This window comes from Thermotoga sp. SG1 (genome assembly GCF_002865985.1).
Lineage (GTDB): Bacteria > Thermotogota > Thermotogae > Thermotogales > Thermotogaceae > Thermotoga.
This window is the reverse complement of record NZ_LNDD01000003.1, coordinates 124,897-143,290: the sequence shown is the minus strand read 5'-3', so window position 1 is coordinate 143,290 and position 18,394 is coordinate 124,897. Positions and strand designations below refer to the sequence as shown.

The 18,394-nt window shown below is 48.7% G+C and carries 14 protein-coding genes; 2 read left to right on the top strand and 12 right to left on the bottom strand.

Translation table 11 applies throughout. The features are described from left to right. Positions 1–15: 15 nt before the first annotated feature. The 3 genes from corA to AS006_RS03560 all read right to left on the bottom strand — a co-directional run bounded on the left by corA (position 16) and on the right by AS006_RS03560 (position 2,525). A complete protein-coding gene (gene corA, locus AS006_RS03570) occupies positions 16–1,071 on the bottom strand; it encodes a magnesium/cobalt transporter CorA (RefSeq protein ID WP_101512998.1) in 1,056 nt (351 codons plus the stop codon). Positions 1,072–1,155: 84 nt separating this feature from the next. Beyond that, on the bottom strand, positions 1,156–1,704 hold the full coding sequence (dps, locus tag AS006_RS03565) for a DNA protection during starvation protein (protein WP_101512997.1): 549 nt from the start codon (positions 1,702–1,704) through the stop codon (positions 1,156–1,158). Positions 1,705–1,817: 113 nt separating this feature from the next. Continuing rightward, complete coding sequence (locus tag AS006_RS03560; protein WP_101512996.1) at positions 1,818–2,525, bottom strand: PHP domain-containing protein; 708 nt, start codon at positions 2,523–2,525, stop codon at positions 1,818–1,820. 264 nt (positions 2,526–2,789) lie between these two features. Here AS006_RS03560 and carA point away from each other — a divergent pair, with 264 nt between their 5' ends. Both carA and carB read left to right on the top strand, forming a co-directional pair. Continuing rightward, entirely contained in the window at positions 2,790–3,962 is a 1,173-nt protein-coding gene (gene carA, locus AS006_RS03555) for a glutamine-hydrolyzing carbamoyl-phosphate synthase small subunit (RefSeq protein WP_101512995.1), read from the top strand. Continuing rightward, the gene (carB, locus tag AS006_RS03550; protein ID WP_101512994.1) at positions 3,962–7,261 is read left to right on the top strand and encodes a carbamoyl-phosphate synthase large subunit; all 3,300 of its coding nucleotides are present in this window, start codon (positions 3,962–3,964) and stop codon (positions 7,259–7,261) included. Before carA ends, carB begins: the two co-directional genes overlap by 1 nt. A gap of 16 nt (positions 7,262–7,277) precedes the next feature. Here the strand turns inward: carB and leuB are convergent, their stop codons facing one another. Genes leuB through ilvB form a run of 9 tightly spaced genes read right to left on the bottom strand, consistent with a single transcriptional unit; the run spans position 7,278 to position 18,183 of the window. Continuing rightward, positions 7,278–8,342 (bottom strand): 3-isopropylmalate dehydrogenase, encoded by a 1,065-nt coding sequence (gene leuB / locus AS006_RS03545; protein WP_101512993.1) that lies wholly within the window; start codon positions 8,340–8,342, stop codon positions 7,278–7,280. Between the two features lie 3 nt (positions 8,343–8,345). Continuing rightward, entirely contained in the window at positions 8,346–8,846 is a 501-nt protein-coding gene (gene leuD, locus AS006_RS03540) for a 3-isopropylmalate dehydratase small subunit (protein ID WP_101513318.1), read from the bottom strand. 4 nt (positions 8,847–8,850) lie between these two features. Continuing rightward, positions 8,851–10,104, bottom strand: a complete 1,254-nt coding sequence (leuC, locus tag AS006_RS03535; RefSeq protein WP_101512992.1) for a 3-isopropylmalate dehydratase large subunit — start codon at positions 10,102–10,104, stop codon at positions 8,851–8,853. Then, positions 10,105–11,646 (bottom strand): 2-isopropylmalate synthase, encoded by a 1,542-nt coding sequence (gene leuA / locus AS006_RS03530; RefSeq protein ID WP_101512991.1) that lies wholly within the window; start codon positions 11,644–11,646, stop codon positions 10,105–10,107. After that, entirely contained in the window at positions 11,633–13,249 is a 1,617-nt protein-coding gene (gene cimA, locus AS006_RS03525) for a citramalate synthase (protein WP_101512990.1), read from the bottom strand. Before cimA ends, leuA begins: the two co-directional genes overlap by 14 nt. A 12-nt stretch (positions 13,250–13,261) precedes the next feature. After that, the gene (gene ilvD, locus AS006_RS03520; protein ID WP_101512989.1) at positions 13,262–14,926 is read right to left on the bottom strand and encodes a dihydroxy-acid dehydratase; all 1,665 of its coding nucleotides are present in this window, start codon (positions 14,924–14,926) and stop codon (positions 13,262–13,264) included. Continuing rightward, the gene (gene ilvC, locus AS006_RS03515; protein ID WP_101512988.1) at positions 14,916–15,926 is read right to left on the bottom strand and encodes a ketol-acid reductoisomerase; all 1,011 of its coding nucleotides are present in this window, start codon (positions 15,924–15,926) and stop codon (positions 14,916–14,918) included. Before ilvC ends, ilvD begins: the two co-directional genes overlap by 11 nt. Continuing rightward, on the bottom strand, positions 15,926–16,441 hold the full coding sequence (gene ilvN, locus AS006_RS03510; RefSeq protein WP_101512987.1) for an acetolactate synthase small subunit: 516 nt from the start codon (positions 16,439–16,441) through the stop codon (positions 15,926–15,928). Before ilvN ends, ilvC begins: the two co-directional genes overlap by 1 nt. Further along, entirely contained in the window at positions 16,438–18,183 is a 1,746-nt protein-coding gene (ilvB, locus tag AS006_RS03505; RefSeq protein ID WP_199167342.1) for a biosynthetic-type acetolactate synthase large subunit, read from the bottom strand. Before ilvB ends, ilvN begins: the two co-directional genes overlap by 4 nt. Between the last annotated feature and the right edge of the window lie 211 nt (positions 18,184–18,394).

The following is an 18,394-nucleotide window of genomic DNA, read 5'->3' as shown; positions in this document are numbered from 1 at the left end:
GTCAAAATTCTCATTTCATAACCACTTCTTTTTCTTGAAATAGACCACCATCCAGAACGCTATTACACCCATCACAATGAGAACCACTGGATAACCCCATTTCCACCCGAGTTCTGGCATGTACTCGAAGTTCATACCGTAGATGCCCGCTATGAAGGTGAGGGGCATGAAGATCGTTGCTATTATGGTGAGAACCTTCATCACCTCGTTCGTCTTGTTGCTCATGTTCGAAAGGTACACGTCCAGAAGGCCACTCACGATATCCCTGAATGTTTCCACGGTGTCTGCGATCCGGATGGTGTGATCATAGACGTCTTTGAAATAAGGAAGCGTTTCCTCTTTGATGAGAGAAGATTCGCCTTTAGTTATTGCGTTCAGAATCTCCCTCAAAGGCCAGATCGTCTTCCTCAGTTCTATGAGGTTTCTCTTCAACAGATATATTTTCTGGACTGTGTCCTCTGCGGACATTTCCAGAACTTCTTTTTCCAGTATCTCGGTCTCGTCGTCGATCCTCTCCAGTAGGACGAAGTAGTTGTCCACCAGCGCGTCCACCAGAGAGTAAAGAAGATAGTCTGATTTTCTCTTTCTTATAACTCCTTTGTTGTGCCTTATCCTTTCTCTCACAGGCTCGAATACGTCTCCCTTCTTTTCCTGGAACGTGAGAACACAGTTTTTCGTGAGGATCAGACTGACCTGCTCTGAGATAAGTTCGGAGGAATTCTCATCGTAGGTGATCATTTTCAGTACGAGAAACACGTACTCATCGAAGAATTCGATCTTCGGTCTCTGGTTAACGTTGAGGATATCCTCCAGAACAAGGGGGTGTATCCCAAAGTGTTCTCCTATTCTTTCTACAACGTCTGTTCTGTGAACACCAACGATGTTTATCCAGGTAGTTGCCATAGAATCTTTGAAAGAAAGAACATCTTCAACGTTTGCCGTCCTGAACTCTCTGAATTCCTCAGGGGAGTAACTCATCACTTCGATCTCAAAGTCTTCTCTGTGCTTTCCTGTATAAACGAGCGTCCCCGGAGGAAGACCTTTCTTGATGGGCAAAACACGATCTTCCATCACAATCCCTCCCTTTTCTTCGTTCATCCTGATTTTAAAACGAAAGGCGCACCCTCGGGTGCGCCTTTTTGATCACGGAAGCCCTCACTTGAGAAATTTCGAGACGAATGGCGAGGTTTCCCCATGTCTCATGAAGTGCCCGGAAGGGCCTTCTCCCAAGAACTCGGAGAACCAGGACTCGTGCTCGATCTCTTCGTTCAAAATTGCAAGAGAAAGTTCATAGGTTCTGTGGTCTTTTCCTGCCGTCATGTTGCATATTTCTGTGTAACCTCTCACTGCACACCTTTCAGCGGCAACGAGTACCTTCAATATCTCCTGAACGGTTGGATTGTCTGGAAGTCTTGCAGGAGGACACGCAGAAAGGTCGTGGAACTCTTTCATGCAATCTGGAAGCTTGCCTCCGAGTTCGTAGATTCTGGGAACGAGCGCCTCAAAGTGGTTTCTGTCTTCAATTCTGGCTACTTCTGTGATCTCTTTGAGAGTCTCTCCTTCAAGCCCAATGAGATTTGCCCTCAGAATGGTGTAATAGTAATAAGTTGTGAGTTCTGCCGCTGCGTTCTTTATCAAAAGCTCCAGCAAACGATCCACATCGACCCCTGCCTTTTCGACCATTTCCCTCGCCACTCTCGCCATGTTGACACTTCCTTCGATTTTCCTGAAAATCGTTTAGCACTTTCATAAAAGAAACGAATTGTTACAATTGAAATGTTGGATTAGTTCATAATACCATTTCTCTAAGGAGAAAGTCAAGTCTTTTCTCTCATCAGATAGATCGCCACATCCGTGTTCTTCCTTATCGCTTCCTTGATCGCCTCCACATTTCTTTCCGATCTGATCAAGGTCTTCCAGGAATACACATGCCACATCTCATGGAAATCGGAGTTTGCCACGTACCGGTATTTTTTCACACCGATCGAGTTGAAAAGATCATCTCGATTCGCCACCTCCCAGGCATCGAACATGTCTTTGAAACGCTCCATGTTCACCCAGAGATACCAGGAGAGGTGTTCTTCGTCCTGTTTTTTTCTATCTGGATGTGCCGCTATAACCAGTGCGTTCTGCTCTTTCAGCCTTTCCACGATCTCCTCAACCGGAAGAGAAGGATCCACGTACTCCTTCACATCTATGGCAAGAATGTGATAAAGACCCGTGTTGTTCGTGATCTCAACACCTGGAATCAGAATCATCCTGTACTCTTCCCAGGCTCTCTTCTGCTCCTTCCAGAGTTTTTTTAAATAATCCTGGAATCTGTCCTCGGTGATGGTTCCAAGTGGTTCGTTGTTTTTCTTTCTCCTTTCGAGTGTCTCTCTGTCCAGAACGTGGTCTGTTATTGCAATCACATCCACTCCATGCCTTCCGAACAGATCCACCACCTCTTCCAGAGAAAGGTGCCCATCGCTCATGTTCGTGTGCACATGAAAATCGCACAGAAGCCATTCCACAGAATCCTTCATAGATTCCCACCTCCGTTCACATGCTAGGAAGAATCCTTTAAATCTGTGTTCGGTTCTGTGAAGATAATGTATTCCAGACCCTTTCATATTCGATCTTCGGCATTTTCTCGGAGGAAACTCTCCATCATTTTTGCATATGAATGTTCAAATTGTAAATGTTTATTCCAAATTAATACCCTGTGACTTTCCTTTAATTCAAAGTAAAGAAAACAGACTGAACCCCTGCCTGCAGTTATAATCTCTGAGAAAGGAAGGAGGTGCAACATGAAAGCGCTTCTTGCTCTGGAAGACGGATCGTTTTTTTTTGGACAGAGTTTGGGTGTCGAGGGAGAAACCTTCGGTGAACTGGTCTTCAACACGGGAATGACCGGCTATCAGGAAGTTCTCACGGATCCCTCCTACACAGGCCAGATCGTTGTGATGACCTACCCTGAGATAGGAATCTACGGAGTGAACGAAGAGGATGTAGAGTCAGACGGGATAAAGGTTGCGGGATTCGTGGTCTACAGAGGCGTGTCCGTTCCTTCCAACTGGAGAGCCACCATGTCCTTTCCGGATTATCTGAAAAAACACAACATAGTCGCCATCGAAGGCGTGGACACGAGGGCCCTAACAAGAAAGATCCGTGTGAAAGGAGCTATGAAAGGCGCTATATCCACTGTAGATCTGGACCCGAAGTCTTTGATCAGACGCGTGAAAGAAAGTCCAGGAATAGTGGGAAGAGATCTGGTCGGTCTTGTCTCTCCAAAAGAGATCACTGTGGAAAACGAAGAGGGAGAATTTTCGGTCGTTGTACTGGACTCTGGAGTAAAGTGGGGTATCCTCAGAGATCTGAAGAGGGTAGGAGCACGGGTGATAAGGGTTCCCTATGGTGTGGACATAGATGACATCAAAAAGCTCAACCCGGACGGCGTTCTCATCTCCAATGGTCCCGGAGACCCTGCCGTCCTGCTGAAGACTGTCCGTCTGATAAGAGACCTTCTGAAGGAGGAAATACCCCTTGCGGGGATCTGTCTTGGACATCAACTCCTCGGCCTTGCGATAGGTGCCAGAACCTACAAGATGAAGTTCGGACACAGAGGGATCAACCATCCGGTGAAAGATCTGAGAAGTGGACGTGTTCTGATCACCACCCACAACCACGGCTTTGCGGTGGATCCAAAGAGTTTTGGCCTTCCAGAACTTGGAAGCGAAGATCAGGATGCGAACGTTCTCACCAGCAACCTTCAGAAGATATCCGTTCTTGAGGGAACCAGTCCGCAGGGAATAAAAGTTGAGGTAACCCACATCTCTCTCAACGATGGTACGATGGAAGGAATGAGGCTGGTTGATTATCCAGCCTTTTCTGTTCAATATCACCCCGAGGCCTCTCCCGGACCTCACGATGCGAAGTACTTCTTTGAAGAGTTCAAACGCCTCATAAAGGAGGTAAGGTAATGCCGAAAAGAGAAGACATAAAGAAGATCCTCGTCATAGGATCCGGCCCGATCACAATCGGTCAGGCTGCCGAGTTCGACTACTCAGGAACACAGGCCCTCAAAGCTCTCAAAAGCGTTGGATACGAAGTGATCATTGTAAACTCCAACTCTGCAACCATAATGACCGATCCGGAATTTTCGGACGCCGTTTACATAGAACCTCTGACAGTTGAATTTCTGGAAGAGATCATAAAAAAAGAAAGACCAGACGCCCTTCTTCCCACCCTCGGAGGACAGACCGCTCTGAACCTTGTCGTGGAACTTGCCGAAAGCGGTGTTCTCGACAGGTACGGGGTTCAGTTGATCGGTGCCAAACTCGAGTCGATCAAGAAGGCTGAAGACAGAGAACTCTTCAAAAAGACCATGCAAGAAGCTGGCCTTGAAGTTCTGAGAAGCAGGCTGGTGAACAACCTCACAGATGCGCTGGAGACGGCAAGGGAATTCGGCTATCCCGTCATTATAAGACCCAGTTTCACACTGGGAGGAACGGGTGGAGGAATTGCCTTCAACGAGGAGGAATTGAGGGAGATCGTCACAAAGGGACTCATAGAAAGTCCCGTACACACCGTTCTCATAGAAGAGTCCGTCATCGGTTGGAAGGAATACGAACTCGAGGTGGTGAGAGATGGAGCGGGAAATTTCATCGTCGTCTGTTCGATAGAGAACCTCGATCCGATGGGAATACATACGGGAGATTCCATCACTGTGGCTCCCTCTCAGACACTCACCGACGTTGAGTACCAGAGAATGAGGGATGCGGCGTACAAGGTCATCGATGCGATAGGAATAGAAACGGGTGGTTCGAACATCCAGTTTGCCGTGGATCCGAGGACCGGAAGAATGGTCGTCATTGAGATGAACCCGAGGGTTTCAAGATCGTCCGCTCTGGCATCGAAGGCAACGGGATACCCCATTGCGAAGATAGCCGCACTACTTGCCGTTGGATTCACTCTCGATGAGATACCGAATTACATCACGGGAAAGACATTGGCGGCCTTTGAACCTTCCATAGACTACGTCGTGGTGAAGATACCGAGGTTCCAGCTCGAAAAATTCCCCGGAGCCGATCCAAGGCTCAACACCCAGATGAAATCCGTCGGAGAAGTGATGGCAATAGGAAGAACCTTCAAGGAGGCATTGGGAAAAGCTTTAAGATCTCTCGAACTCGATTCTACACCGAAACTCGACTACGATCACATAAGAGAACACCTTGCAAATCCAACACCTGAGAGGATTTCTTACATCTTCGCCGCCTTCAGGAACGGAATGGACGTGGAAGAAGTACACGAACTCACAAAGATTGACAAGTGGTTCCTCGGAGAAATGAAAGCCTGTATAGACCTCGAGGAAGAACTGAAGGAAAAAAGGCTTGACGTCGAGGTCCTCAAGAAAGCAAAGCAGTGGGGATATTCCGACAGAGAAATAGCTGAGATCTGGCAGGTCTCCGAAAAAGAAGTGAGGAAGATGAGAGAGAAAAACAAGATATTCCCGGTTTACAAGATGGTAGACACCTGTGCGGCAGAGTTCGAAGCCCAGACTCCGTACTACTACTCAACGTACAACGGGGTGGAAAATGAAGCAATACCCACAGACAAAGAGAAGATCATGATCCTTGGCTCCGGTCCAAACAGGATAGGTCAAGGTATAGAGTTCGATTACACGAACGTTCACGGCGTGTGGGCTTTTCAGGAAGAAGGGTACGAGGTGATCATGGTCAACTCCAACCCGGAGACCGTTTCAACAGATTACGACACCTCCGACAGACTTTACTTTGAGCCCCTCACGGTTGAAGATGTCCTCGAGATCGTGAGAAACGAAAAGCCAAAGGGTGTTGTGGTGGCATTCGGTGGTCAGACTCCTTTGAGGATCGCTAGACACCTTGTGGAAGAAGGTGTGAACATCATAGGAACGAGCTTTGAATCTATAGAGATCGCCGAGGACAGAGAAAAGTTCGCAATGCTTCTCAAAAGAATCGGACTCAGGTGTCCCCCGTTCGGGACGGCATCTTCCGTGGAAGAAGCAATGAAAGTGGCAGAAGATCTTGGATATCCGGTTCTTGTAAGGCCAAGTTACGTTCTTGGAGGAAGGGCCATGGCGATTGTCGACACACCGGAGGAACTGGAAAGATACGTCAGGGAAGCGGCGATCGTTTCCCCGGGATATCCCATACTGATAGACAAGTTCTTAGAGGATGCGATAGAGCTCGATGTGGATGTTGTGTCGGATGGAAAGTACGTGTGGATAGCGGGTTTGATGGAACAGATCGAGGAAGCGGGAGTTCACTCCGGAGATTCGGCTTGTGTTCTTCCACCGGTGAGTCTTTCGGAAAAACTCGTTGAAGAAATAGAGAAAACCGTTCACAGACTGATAAAGGCATTGAAAATAGTAGGAATCGCGAACATACAGATGGCGGTAAAGGACGACGAAATTTACATAATAGAGGCAAATCCACGAGCATCAAGAACCGTTCCGTTCGTGAGCAAAGCGATCGGAATTCCTGTGGCAAAGATCGCTGCCAAGATCATGGTGGGAAGGTCTCTTCCAGAACTTCTTTCCGAGTACTTCCCCTATCCGACGAGGCCGGGAACAAAGGTGAACAAACTGGGAGACAGCGAGATCCTTCCCACACCGTGGCCGAGAATGTTCTCTGTGAAGGAAGTGGTGATACCGTTTCACAAGTTCCCCGGCACAGACGTTCTTCTGGGCCCTGAGATGCGCTCCACAGGAGAGGTCATGGGAATAGGGGAGGATTTTGTAGAGGCTTTTGCGAAGGCACAGATCGCTGCGGGAAATCCACTTCCAACGGAAGGTGCCATCCTTGCAACGATTGCAGACAGAGACAAAAGAGACGCCATCCCGCTTCTTGCACACCTTGCGGACATGGGATTCGAGATCTACGCAACCAGAGGAACGGCAAAGGCACTTCAGTCCCATGGAGTGGATGTCAGGGTTGTTCCCAAAGTGGGTGAAGGAAGGCCGGATGTAATCGATCTTCTGGAGCAGGGGAAGATCTCTCTTGTAGTGATCACCCAGTCCAGCGATGAACCCTCACTCGTTGCGGTCTCACACGGGAAAGATCCCTTCAAGGTAGAGGGAAGAAGAACGGTGGGATACATGATAAGAACCACAGCGCTGAAGAGAAAGATACCTTACCTGACAACGGTGGAGGCACTCAGGGCGGCGGTGGCGGCGATCAGAAAGATGAAGAAGGGTTCGATCGTGAAGGTGAGAAAACTCACCGACACATGGAAAATGTGAAGGGCCCTTCGGCCCTTCACCATATTTCTTCCAGTTTTTTACATATGACATCTCCCATCTGAGAAGTGGAGACAGCTTTTTCCGGATCTTCTGCTATATCTTTTGTTCTGTACCCTTCTTCGATGACCGTCTCAACCGCTTTCTCTATCTTTCTTGCCTCTTCCATCATGCCGAAAGAGTACTCGAGCATCATGGCAAGGGAGAGGATCTGAGCGATGGGATTGGCGATGTTTTTCCCCGCTATGTCGGGTGCCGATCCTCCCGCCGGTTCGTATAGGTTTTTGTCGCCGAAGGAAGCAGATGGAAGAAGACCAAGAGATCCTGGAAGTGCAGCGCTCTCGTCCGAGAGTATGTCTCCAAACATGTTCGTTGTGAGTATCACGTCGAACTGTGATGGTTTCAATATGAGTTGCATTGCAGCGTTGTCCACGTACATGTGATTGAGTTCCACGTCTGGATAATCCTTCGCAACCTCGCTCACAACCTTCCTCCAGAGCATCGAACTGTAGAGAACGTTCGCCTTATCCACGGAGGTAACCTTTTTCCTTCTGTTTCTTGCAATTTCGAAGGCGGTTCTTGCTATCCGTTCCACGGTTTTTCTGTCGTAGATCATGGTGTCAAAGCCCTTCTCCTCGTCGATACCTCTCGGCTGGCCGTAGTAGACCCCATAGGAGAGTTCTCTCACGATAACAAGATCAACATCAGCCTCGATCACCTTTTCTTTCAGAGGAGAAATGGACACAAGTGACCTGTAAACCTTTATCGGTCTGATGTTTGCGTAGAGATTGAGCATCTTTCTGAGAGCCAGTAATCCTCCGATCTCCGGTCTTTTTTCGGGTGGAAGATCGTCCCATTTTGGCCCCCCGACACTTCCTAAAAAGATGGCATCGGCCTCCATGCAGATCTTTCTGGTCTCTTCTGGAAGGGGTTCTCCGAACTTGTCGATGGCGTCCCCTCCAATGTGGCCAAAGACCTTCTCGAAAGTCCTGCCCGTTTTTCTTTCAACGACCTCGAGGACTTTTAGAGCCTCTCTCACAACTTCAGGACCTATACCATCTCCCGGCAGAATCGCTATCTTCATCTTTCACTCCCCCATCTCTTTGAGACAGTATTCAAGCCATCCACCGGCGTTCATGATCTTCATGAGAAATTCAGGATAGGGTCTTATTCTGTATTCTTTTGCTTTCGAAAAATTCCTCACAACACCGTTTTCAAGATCCACTTCGGCAATGTCTCCTTCTTCGAATTCGTCTGCTTCCTTCAGTTCAACAATGGGAAGGCCTATGTTTATAGCGTTCCTGAAGAAGATCCTGGCAAAGGACTTGGCGATGACACACGAGATGCCCGCAGCCTTTATGGCAACGGGGGCGTGTTCTCTTGAAGAACCACATCCAAAGTTCTCACCGGCAACGATGATACTCCCCTTTATGTCGTCCCGCCTTCCAAAACCGGGTCTTGCATCCTCCATGCAGTACTTTGCGAGTTCCTGAGGATCCGAGGTGTTCAGATATCTTGCGGGTATGATCTCGTCTGTGTTCACGTTGTCTCCAAAAACGAATACCTTTCCCCTTATCTTCATCTTCATCACCTCACAATTTCCTGGGATCTGCTATGTATCCTTTCACCGCACTGGCTGCGGCAACAGCGGGAGACGCAAGAAAGACCTTGCTGTTTGGATGTCCCATTCTTCCTACAAAGTTCCTATTGGTCGTAGAAACGGCGATCTCTCCCTCTGCGAGGACTCCCATGTGCCCTCCAAGGCAAGGACCACACGTTGGGGTGGAAACGGCACATCCAGCATCGAGGAAGATATCGATGAGACCTTCCTTCAAGGCCTGTTTGTAAACTTTCTGAGAGCCAGGTATGATAATGCATCGCACATTCGGAGCAACGGTTCTTCCCTTGAAAATCTGAGCTGCGAGTCTGAGGTCTTCTATCCTCCCGTTGGTGCAGCTTCCTATCACCACCTGATCTATTTTGATCCTCTCCTTTTCAGCCTCAGAGATATCTTTTGTGTTGGACGGTAGGAAGGGATAGGCGACCTGAGGCTCGAGTTTAGAGAGGTTCATCTCCACTTCTTTCACGTACTTTGCGTCCTCATCCGGATACATCTCTTCCACCTCTATGCCTCTTTCTTTCTCGTAAGCTATTGTCGTCTCGTCCACGGGAAAGAGACCCGTTTTCCCTCCTGCCTCGATCGCCATGTTCGAGATGGTGAATCTGCCGTCCATGGAGATCTCCTTCACACCTGGGCCAGAAAACTCTATGGCCTTGTAGTTCGCACCGTCCACCCCGAGGATGGATATGAGTTTCAAAACAAGGTCCTTGGCGGTCACCATTTCGTTGAACTTTCCATAGAGCGTCACTTTTATGCTCTCTGGAACCCTGAGCCACACTTTCCCGATGAGATAGAAACCCGCTATGTCCGTGGAACCAACGCCTGTAGCAAAGGCTCCCAGCGCCCCGTAGGTACACGTGTGAGAATCTGCCCCCACAACGAGGTCACCAGACTTCACGATCCCTTCCTCGGGAAGTAGAACGTGCTCGATCCCCATTCTTCCTATTTCGAAGAACTTTTCTATTCCCTGATCTCTGGCGAACTCCCTCATCATCTTCACCTGCATGGCGGACTTTATGTCCTTGTTCGGTGTGAAGTGATCTGGTACGAGAACCACCCTGTCAGGATATTTAACCCTTTTTCCACCGTACTCTTTGAACTTTTTTATGGCAAGAGGGGCTGTTATGTCGTTGGCGAGGGCAACATCTGGTTCCAGAAGAAGGAATTCACCGGGTTCGACCTTCCTTCCAGCCTTTTTCGAGAGGATCTTTTCCGCAAGTGTCATTCACTCAACACCTCCGTTTTTTCTCAAAAGCCCCTTTGCTATGAGATATTTGTTTATAGCGTTTATGTAAGCGATGGCGGAAGCCTCAACGATGTCCGTGGAAACGCCCCTTCCACTGTAGAGCTCTCCGTCTATCTTCAGGGTCAGTTTCACCTCTCCCTGAGCGTTCTTTCCCGTTCCAACCGCCTGGATTATGTATTCTTCAAGTTTTGGCTGAAGTCCGAGTGCTTTATCTATGGCCTTGAAGATAGCATCCACGGGACCGTTTCCTGCTTCCGCTGCTTCTCTCTTTTCATTTCCAACCTGAAGGACAACAGCGGCTGTTGGAAGCAGTGTGTTTCCCGTGTGCACGTGGAAATGGATGAGTTTGTAGCCGTTCAGGGGTTCTTTCAAAACTTCAGAGACGATGGAAAAGAGATCGTCATCGTAGACTTCTTTCTTTCTATCGGCAAGTTCTGTGAATTTCTCGAACACCTTCTGGAAGGTCTCGTCGTCCAGTTTTATGCCGTAACTCTCCAGTTTCTTTCTCAAGGCGTGTTTCCCCGAGTGCCTTCCAAGGACGAGCGTTTCAGAAGACCTTCCTATGTCCGAAGGCTTCATGATTTCATATGTCTCTCTGTGCTTCAGAACGCCATCTTGGTGTATGCCCGACTCGTGCAAGAAGACGTTCTCTCCCACTATGGGCTTGTTTCTTGACGGGATGAGCCCCGTTATGTGGGTGAGGAGTCTGGAAGCAGGATATATCAACTCTGTCCTTATACCCGTTTCGTACGGGAGTCTGTCTTTTCTCACTTTGAGAGTCATTACGAACTCTTCCAGTGCACAATTACCGGCCCTTTCTCCTATTCCGTTCAGTGTCACCTCCACTTGGGTCGCACCGTTTTGAACTGCAGCGATGGAATTTGCCACAGCAAGGCCAAGATCGTTGTGGCAGTGAACGGAAAGATCGACGTTTTCTATTCCAGGAATACCTTCCTTCAGGGTTCTTATGAGTTCTCCGAATTCATCGGGAAGGGCGTATCCCACGGTGTCTGGAACGTTTATCGTTGTTGCACCGGACTCTATGGCCGTTCTGTAAACTTCTATCAAAAAGGGCACTTCCGTTCTGGAAGCATCTTCTGCGGAAAACTCCACAAGATCGAAGAACTGTCTGGCGTAGGTGACGTACTTTCTCACCCTTTCAAGAATCTCTTCTTTTTCCATTCTCAGTTTGTACTTTCTGTGTATGGGAGACGTTGCTATGAAAACGTGTATCATCCTTTTGTCTTTCGGGCGATCTTTGAGTGCTTCGTACGCTGCATCGATATCCTTTTCCACACACCTTGCAAGCCCCACCACGATGGGTCTCTGAACGGTTCCTGCCACTTTCTTTACGGCTTCGAACTGAACGGGCGAGGAGACGGGAAAACCCGCTTCGATGAGATCAACACCTAGGTCTTCAAGCATGAGGGCCATTTCTACCTTTTCTTCAACGGACATGGAGGCTCCAGGCGATTGCTCTCCATCCCTCAGCGTTGTATCAAAGATCTTAATCCTTCTCATCTTCTCTCATCTCCTCTTCATCCTTGTGGAGTTTGTACTCCAGGGATTCAAGCAGTGCCGTCCAGGAAGCCTCTATGATGTTCGGGGAAACACCCACAGTTCCCCATCTTCTCTTTCCATCGCTGGACTCTATGAGAACTCTCGTGGTCGCTCTGGTACCCGCCTGCTCGTTGAGAATCCTGACCTTGTAATCGGTGAGTTTTGTGTTTTTCAGGGAAGGGTAGAACTTCTCAAGTGCCTTTCTCACCGCTCTGTCCAGTGCTTCGACGGGTCCTTCACCCTCTGCTGCGGTGTGTTCGAAGGGTTCATCGTGCCCCAACTTCTCTGCCACTTCATCGGGTACCCTGACCTTCACGGTCGCTTCCGAGAAACTCTTTTCGTCCCTGTTTTTCACGGTCATGACGGTGAAACCAAGAAATTCGAAGTACTTCTTCCTTATTCCGAGCATCTCTCTGACGAGGAGTTCAAAGGATGCCTCTGCCCCCTCGAAATGATATCCCTGCGCTTCGAGTTCCTTTATCTTCTTGAGTATCTCCCTGACCTTGGACGAGGTTTCGTCTATTTCAAATCCCATCTCTTTTATTTTCTCAAGCACATTGCTTCTTCCAGAGAGTTCGGAGATGGAGATGATCCTTCTGTTTCCCACGAGTTCTGGAGGAATGTGCTCGTAGGTTCTGGGATCTCTCTTTATAGCAGAAACGTGCACTCCTCCTTTGTGGGCAAAGGCATAATCTCCCACATAGGGTATATTCTCAATGTGCGGTCTTCCAGAAAGTTCGGCCACAAGGTGTGCAACATCGAAGAGTTTTTTCAGATTCTCCTTCGGTATGACCTCGAGGCCCATCTTGAGAACGAGGTTCGGAATCACAGAACAGAGATTCGCGTTGCCACATCTTTCGCCAAGACCGTTTATGGTCCCTTGAACGTGTACCGCTCCCTTTCTCACGGCAGCGAGTGTGTTGGCTACGGCCACATCGGAGTCGTTGTGGGCGTGTATTCCTATGGGAGCCTTCACATGTTTTTTCACCTCTTCTACGATCTCCTCGATCTCATGAGGGAGTGTGCCACCGTTCGTGTCGGCAAGAACAAGACAGTCCGCCCCCGCCTCCTCTGCCACCTTTAGGGTTTTAAGGGCATAATCTTTGTTTGCCTTGTAACCGTCGAAGAAATGCTCGGCGTCGTATATTACCTCGTCGGCGAACCTCTTCAGATAAGTGATCGTGTCGTATATCATCTTGAGGTTCTCCTCAAGAGTTGTTCGAAGGGCCTTTTCCACATGTAGATCCCAGCTTTTACCGAATATCGTGTAGACCGGTGTTTCGGCTTTTATGAGCGTCTGTATGTTTGGATCTTCCTCTATCCTCGTGTTTGGTCTTCTTGTAGAACTGAAAGCGGCCACCTTCAAACTCTTGAAGTGCACGTTTTTGACAGCCTCGAAGAACGCGATATCTTTTGGATTTGAACCAGGCCATCCCCCTTCGAGGTAATGAACGCCGAGGTCATCCAATGCCTCGGCGATTCTGATCTTGTCCTCCAGAGAAAAAGAAACTCCAAAGGCCTGAGCCCCGTCCCTGAGAGTTGTATCGTAGATCTTGATACTCAAGAGATCACCTCCTCAGGGCTTTCTGAACGTAGCCCCTTTGCTGGCAGACTGAACGAAGAAGGCGTACCTTCTCAGATAATCACTGTCCACATCTTTCACTTTCGGCACGAATTCCTTCATTCTTCTGTTGAATTCTTCCTCCGATATCAAAAGGTTCATCGTTCTCTTTTCGAAATCTATCTCGATGAGATCCCCATCTTTTACGATGCCTATGGGACCACCTTCTGCTGCCTCGGGAGATACATGACCGATGACGGCACCGTGTGAACCTCCAGAGAACCTCCCGTCCGTGATGAGGGCCACATCTTCTGCAAGGCCCATCCCCACGATCGCGGATGTGGGAGAGAGCATCTCCCTCATGCCGGGTCCACCCTTGGGACCTTCATAACGAATGACCACCACATCTCCCTTCTTGACCTTTCCAGAAAGAATGGCTTTTGTTGCCTCTTCTCCATCTTCAAACACGACAGCTGGTCCAACGTGGTGCTTCATCTTTTCGGGAACACCGGAGAGTTTGGCAACTGCCCCTTCCGGGGCGAGGTTTCCGAAGAGAATTCCAAGTCCACCCTCTCTATGGTATGGATTGTCGAAGGGTCTGATCACTTCTTCGTTCATGATCTTTGCTTCCCCGACAAGATCTCCTACCTTTCTCAAATAGATGGTCATGGCATCTTCCTTCAGAAGATTGTTTTCCTGAAGGCGTTTCATCACAGCGTAGATACCACCTGCTTCATCGAGATCCTGTATGTGGTAAGGCCCAACGGGTGAGATGTTGCAGATGTGTGGGACCTTCCGGCTGAGTTCATCGAAGAGTTTTATGTCAAATTCTATCTCGAAGCTCTCTGCGATCGCTTTCAGATGAAGGACGGTGTTCGTCGATCCTCCCGTTGCAAGATCCACCATGATCGCGTTCATGAGGGATTCCCGGGTGACGATGTCCCGAGGTTTTACGTTTCTTTTCACGAGTTCAACGACGAGCATACCAGCCTCTTTTGCTATTCGAAGCCTTTTTGCATGAACGGCAGGCACCGTTCCGTTTCCTCTCGGAGCGATCCCCAGCGCTTCTGCAAGAGAATTCATCGTGTTGGCGGTGAACAGTCCTGCACAGGATCCTGCGCTCGGACAGGCAAGATCTTCGATCGCCCTGAGCGTTTCTTCGTCGATCTTTCCCACCCTGTAGCCACCGACGGCTTCGAAAACGGTGATGAGGTCTATGTCTTTTCCAGCGTATCGACCAGCGAGCATGGGACCACCAGAGATCAAAACAGAGGGGATGTTCAGCCTCCCCATCGCCATGATCATTCCTGGAGTGATCTTGTCACAGTTTGGAACGAACACCAGGCCGTCGAAGGGGAAAGCGTTCGCAACTATCTCTATGGAATCGGCTATGAGTTCCCTGGAAGGTAGTGAGAACTTCATTCCCTTGTGATCCATCGCTATGCCGTCGCAGATCCCGATCGTTGGAAAGACGAACGGAACTCCCCCGGCCATCCTCACTCCTGCCTTCACCGCTTCAACGATCCGGTCAAGGTGCATGTGGCCGGGGATGATCTCGTTCCACGAAGACACGATACCGATGAAGGGCCGGTTCATCTCTTCATCGGTTATTCCAAGTGCCTTCAGAAGAGACCTGTGTGGAGCCCTTTCCAGCCCTTTCTTTATCACGTCACTCCTCATCCACATTCCTCTCCTTGAGCCACGGCATCATCTTTCTGAGTTCCTTTCCCACTTTTTCTATGAGGTGTTCGGACTCTTTCTTCCTCATGGTGTAGAAGAACGGCCTTCCTGCCTGATTTTCGAGTATCCAGTCTTTTGCGAACTTTCCTGTCTGAATGTCCTTGAGCATCTGTTTCATGTTCTCTCTGACTTCTCTGGTGACGATCTTTTCTTGGCTGATGTAATCACCGTACTCTGCGGTGTTGCTGACGGAGTACCTCATGAAAGTGAGTCCACCTTCATATATGAGGTCGACGATGAGTTTGAGTTCGTTCAGACACTCAAAATAGGCAATCTCCGGCTGGTATCCGGCTTCCACGAGTGTTTCAAATCCCGCCTTTATGAGAGCGGTCACACCACCACAGAGGACCGCCTGCTCTCCGAAGAGGTCCGTTTCCGTTTCCTCCTTGAAAGTTGTTTCTATCACACCCGCTCTCGTCACACCTATTCCCTTTGCGTAAGCAAGGGCGATTTCTTTAGCCTTTCCGGTGTAGTCCTGGTGAACCGCGATGAGCGCGGGAACTCCTCTTCCTTCAACGTACTCTCTTCTCACGATGTGACCAGGGCTTTTTGGTGCGATCATGGTCACATCGACGTTCTTTGGCGGGATGATTTGGTGGTAGTGTATGTTGAAACCGTGGGCGAACATCAGCATCTTTCCCTCTGTAAGGTGCTTTTCGATGTACTTTTTGTATACCTCCGGCTGGTGTTCGTCTGGAATGAGAATCATGATGATATCTGCTTCCTTTGCCGCTTCTTCGATGGTTTTCACGGTGAGTCCTTGTTCTTCCGCTTTCTTCCAGCTTCTGCTTCCTTCTCTCAAGCCAACGATGACGTTGAGTCCACTGTCTTTTAGGTTCAATGCGTGTGCATGCCCCTGACTTCCAAAACCGATTATGGCGATCTTTTTGTCTTTGATCAAATCGAGATTGGCATCCTTGTCATAGTAGATAACCGCCATCAAAACCCCTCCTTCTCTTTTGTGTTCCACCTGTTCATAGCGACGATACCCGTTCTTGCAATTTCTTCCACCTGTTTTTCCGGCAGAAGATTTATGAAAGCCTCTACTTTACTCCTTGCACCGGTGATCTCAATGATGGCTCCTTCCTTGGAAACGTCTATGATCTTGCCCCTGAATATCTCAACGAGCTGAAAGAGCTCCTGCTTGTCTTCCCCGAATTTCACCTTGATGAGGGCCATTTCCCTTTCCACCCGGTTTTCCGGGAGAGGATCTATGGGAGTTACCTTCACAACCTCAACGAGCTTGTAGGCTTGTTTCTCTATCTGTTCTATCGTTCTGTCGTCACCTTTCACCATGATCACAAGCCTGGAAAGACCTGGTGTCTCCGACTCGCCAACTGTGATGCTGCTGATGTTAAAGCCCCTTCTTGCGAAAAGATTTGCAATTTTTCTCATCACACCTGGTTTGTTGTGAACGAGCATGGAAACAAGATGCTCATGAACTTGGTTTGTCATCTTTCATCACCTCTCCTGCTCTCCTCGATAACTTTCAGGACCCTTTCGACAAAACTTTCATCGTAGGGTGCTTCGACAAGGGGTGTTCCCACATCTCCTCCCGGTGGAACCATTGGAAGAACGTTCTCGGCAGGATCAACAACCGCGTGTATGAGCATGGGTTCCTTCGATTTTGCGAGTTCCTCTATTGCTTTGTCCACTTGATCGGGCTTTTCTATTCTCATTGCCTTTATCCCGACAGCCTCTGCTATCTTTGCAAAGTCCGGGTTGTCGGCAAGGATGGTGGCGGAGTACCTGCAGTTGAAAAAGAGCTGCTGCCACTGCCTCACCATTCCCAGAGCCTTGTTGTCCATAACAATGATCTTCACCGGAAGGTTGTATCTTTTCACCGTCATGAGTTCTTGGATGTTCATCTGAAAACCACCATCACCGGCAAAGATCACAACTTCTCTGTTCGGAGCCCCTATCTTTGCTCCTATCCCCGCTGGAAGGGCATAACCCATCGTTCCAAGCCCACCGGAACACAGGAAAGATCTTTGATGTTTGAACTTGTAGTACTGTGCAACCCACATCTGGTTCTGTCCCACGTCTGCCACGACAATCGTATCGTCGGGAAAGACCTCGTTCACCTTCTCTACAATGTACTGAGGTTTTATGAGCTTTCCATCCCTTTTGTAGGTCAACGGGTACTTCTTCTTCACTTCTTGGAGTTCTTCGATCCACTCGGAAAAATCTGTGTCTAGATCATACTTCAAGAACTCCTCAAGAACGTTTTTCAGGTCTCCAACGATGGGTACATCCACGGAGACGTTCTTTCCTATCTCAGCAGGATCTATGTCAACGTGGACGATCTTTGCGTTCTTTGCGAAGGTCCTCGGATTGCCGAGGATTCTGTCACTGAACCTTACACCGAGTGCGATGATGAGATCAGCGTTGGCTACGGCATAATTTCCATAGTACGTACCGTGCATTCCTATCCCGTCGTAATAGAGTCTTTCATCGGATGGATTCACTCCACGTCCCATCAGGGTACTGACGGCTGGTACACCGAATTTGTCGATGAATCTGTTCACCAAGTCCATAGCACTGGAGAGGTTTGCTCCCCCACCAACGATGACGATAGGGCGCTTCGATTCTTTCAAAAGTTCCATTGCCTTCTTTATCTGTTTTGGGTGACCCTTCACGGTGGGTTTGTATCCCAGAATCTCTATTTCATCGGGATAGTTGAATTCTCCTTCTGCCGTCTGAACGTCTTTCGGAAAGTCCAGAACAACGGGACCTGGTCTTCCCGTTGTGGCAACATAGAACGCCTCTTTTATGGCATAAGGAAGTTCTTCTATGCTCGTGACGAGGTGATTGTGTTTTGTGATGGGCATCGTGATACCGGTGACGTCGACTTCCTGGAAGGCGTCCGTTCCAATGAAGGAGGTTGGAACCTGACCCGTGATCACAACAAGTGGTATGGAATCCATGTAAGCGGTGGCAATTCCTGTCACCGTATTGGTGGCTCCAGGACCAGAGGTGACTATGACCACGCCAGGTTTTCCGGTGACCCTCGCATAGCCGTCTGCTGCATGCGTGGCTCCCTGTTCGTGTCTGAAGAGGTAGAAATTTATTTTGTCTTCGTAATTGCAAAGTTCGTCGTAGACGTTGATGATGGCGCCTCCAGGGATACCAAAGATCGTATCCACACCTTCTTTTAGAAACGCCTCGAACAACATCTTTGAACCTTTCATCTTCACGTGGATCACTCCTCTCGGGTATTGAATGATTATACCAGAATCTTGGAATAACGAATCATGGGGGGTTTTTTAGGAATAGTATCATCATGTGCTTTACAATGTCAAGTTATCGAGTCGAATTTTTTAGTAGCGGTAGCATTTTCATCATGAAAATGTAAAATTTAAGATAAGAGGGGAACATATCGATCGTTTAAAATGTTCACAAATTCTA

Coding starts and splice junctions, on each gene's coding strand:
- corA (WP_101512998.1), bottom strand. CDS start 1,071: ATGGAAGATCGTGTTTTGCCCATCAAGAAAGGTCTTCCTCCGGGGACG.
- dps (WP_101512997.1), bottom strand. CDS start 1,704: ATGGCGAGAGTGGCGAGGGAAATGGTCGAAAAGGCAGGGGTCGATGTG.
- AS006_RS03560 (WP_101512996.1), bottom strand. CDS start 2,525: ATGAAGGATTCTGTGGAATGGCTTCTGTGCGATTTTCATGTGCACACG.
- carA (WP_101512995.1), top strand. CDS start 2,790: ATGAAAGCGCTTCTTGCTCTGGAAGACGGATCGTTTTTTTTTGGACAG.
- carB (WP_101512994.1), top strand. CDS start 3,962: ATGCCGAAAAGAGAAGACATAAAGAAGATCCTCGTCATAGGATCCGGC.
- leuB (WP_101512993.1), bottom strand. CDS start 8,342: ATGAAGATAGCGATTCTGCCGGGAGATGGTATAGGTCCTGAAGTTGTG.
- leuD (WP_101513318.1), bottom strand. CDS start 8,846: ATGAAGATGAAGATAAGGGGAAAGGTATTCGTTTTTGGAGACAACGTG.
- leuC (WP_101512992.1), bottom strand. CDS start 10,104: ATGACACTTGCGGAAAAGATCCTCTCGAAAAAGGCTGGAAGGAAGGTC.
- leuA (WP_101512991.1), bottom strand. CDS start 11,646: ATGAGAAGGATTAAGATCTTTGATACAACGCTGAGGGATGGAGAGCAA.
- ilvD (WP_101512989.1), bottom strand. CDS start 14,926: ATGAGGAGTGACGTGATAAAGAAAGGGCTGGAAAGGGCTCCACACAGG.
- ilvC (WP_101512988.1), bottom strand. CDS start 15,926: ATGGCGGTTATCTACTATGACAAGGATGCCAATCTCGATTTGATCAAA.
- ilvN (WP_101512987.1), bottom strand. CDS start 16,441: ATGACAAACCAAGTTCATGAGCATCTTGTTTCCATGCTCGTTCACAAC.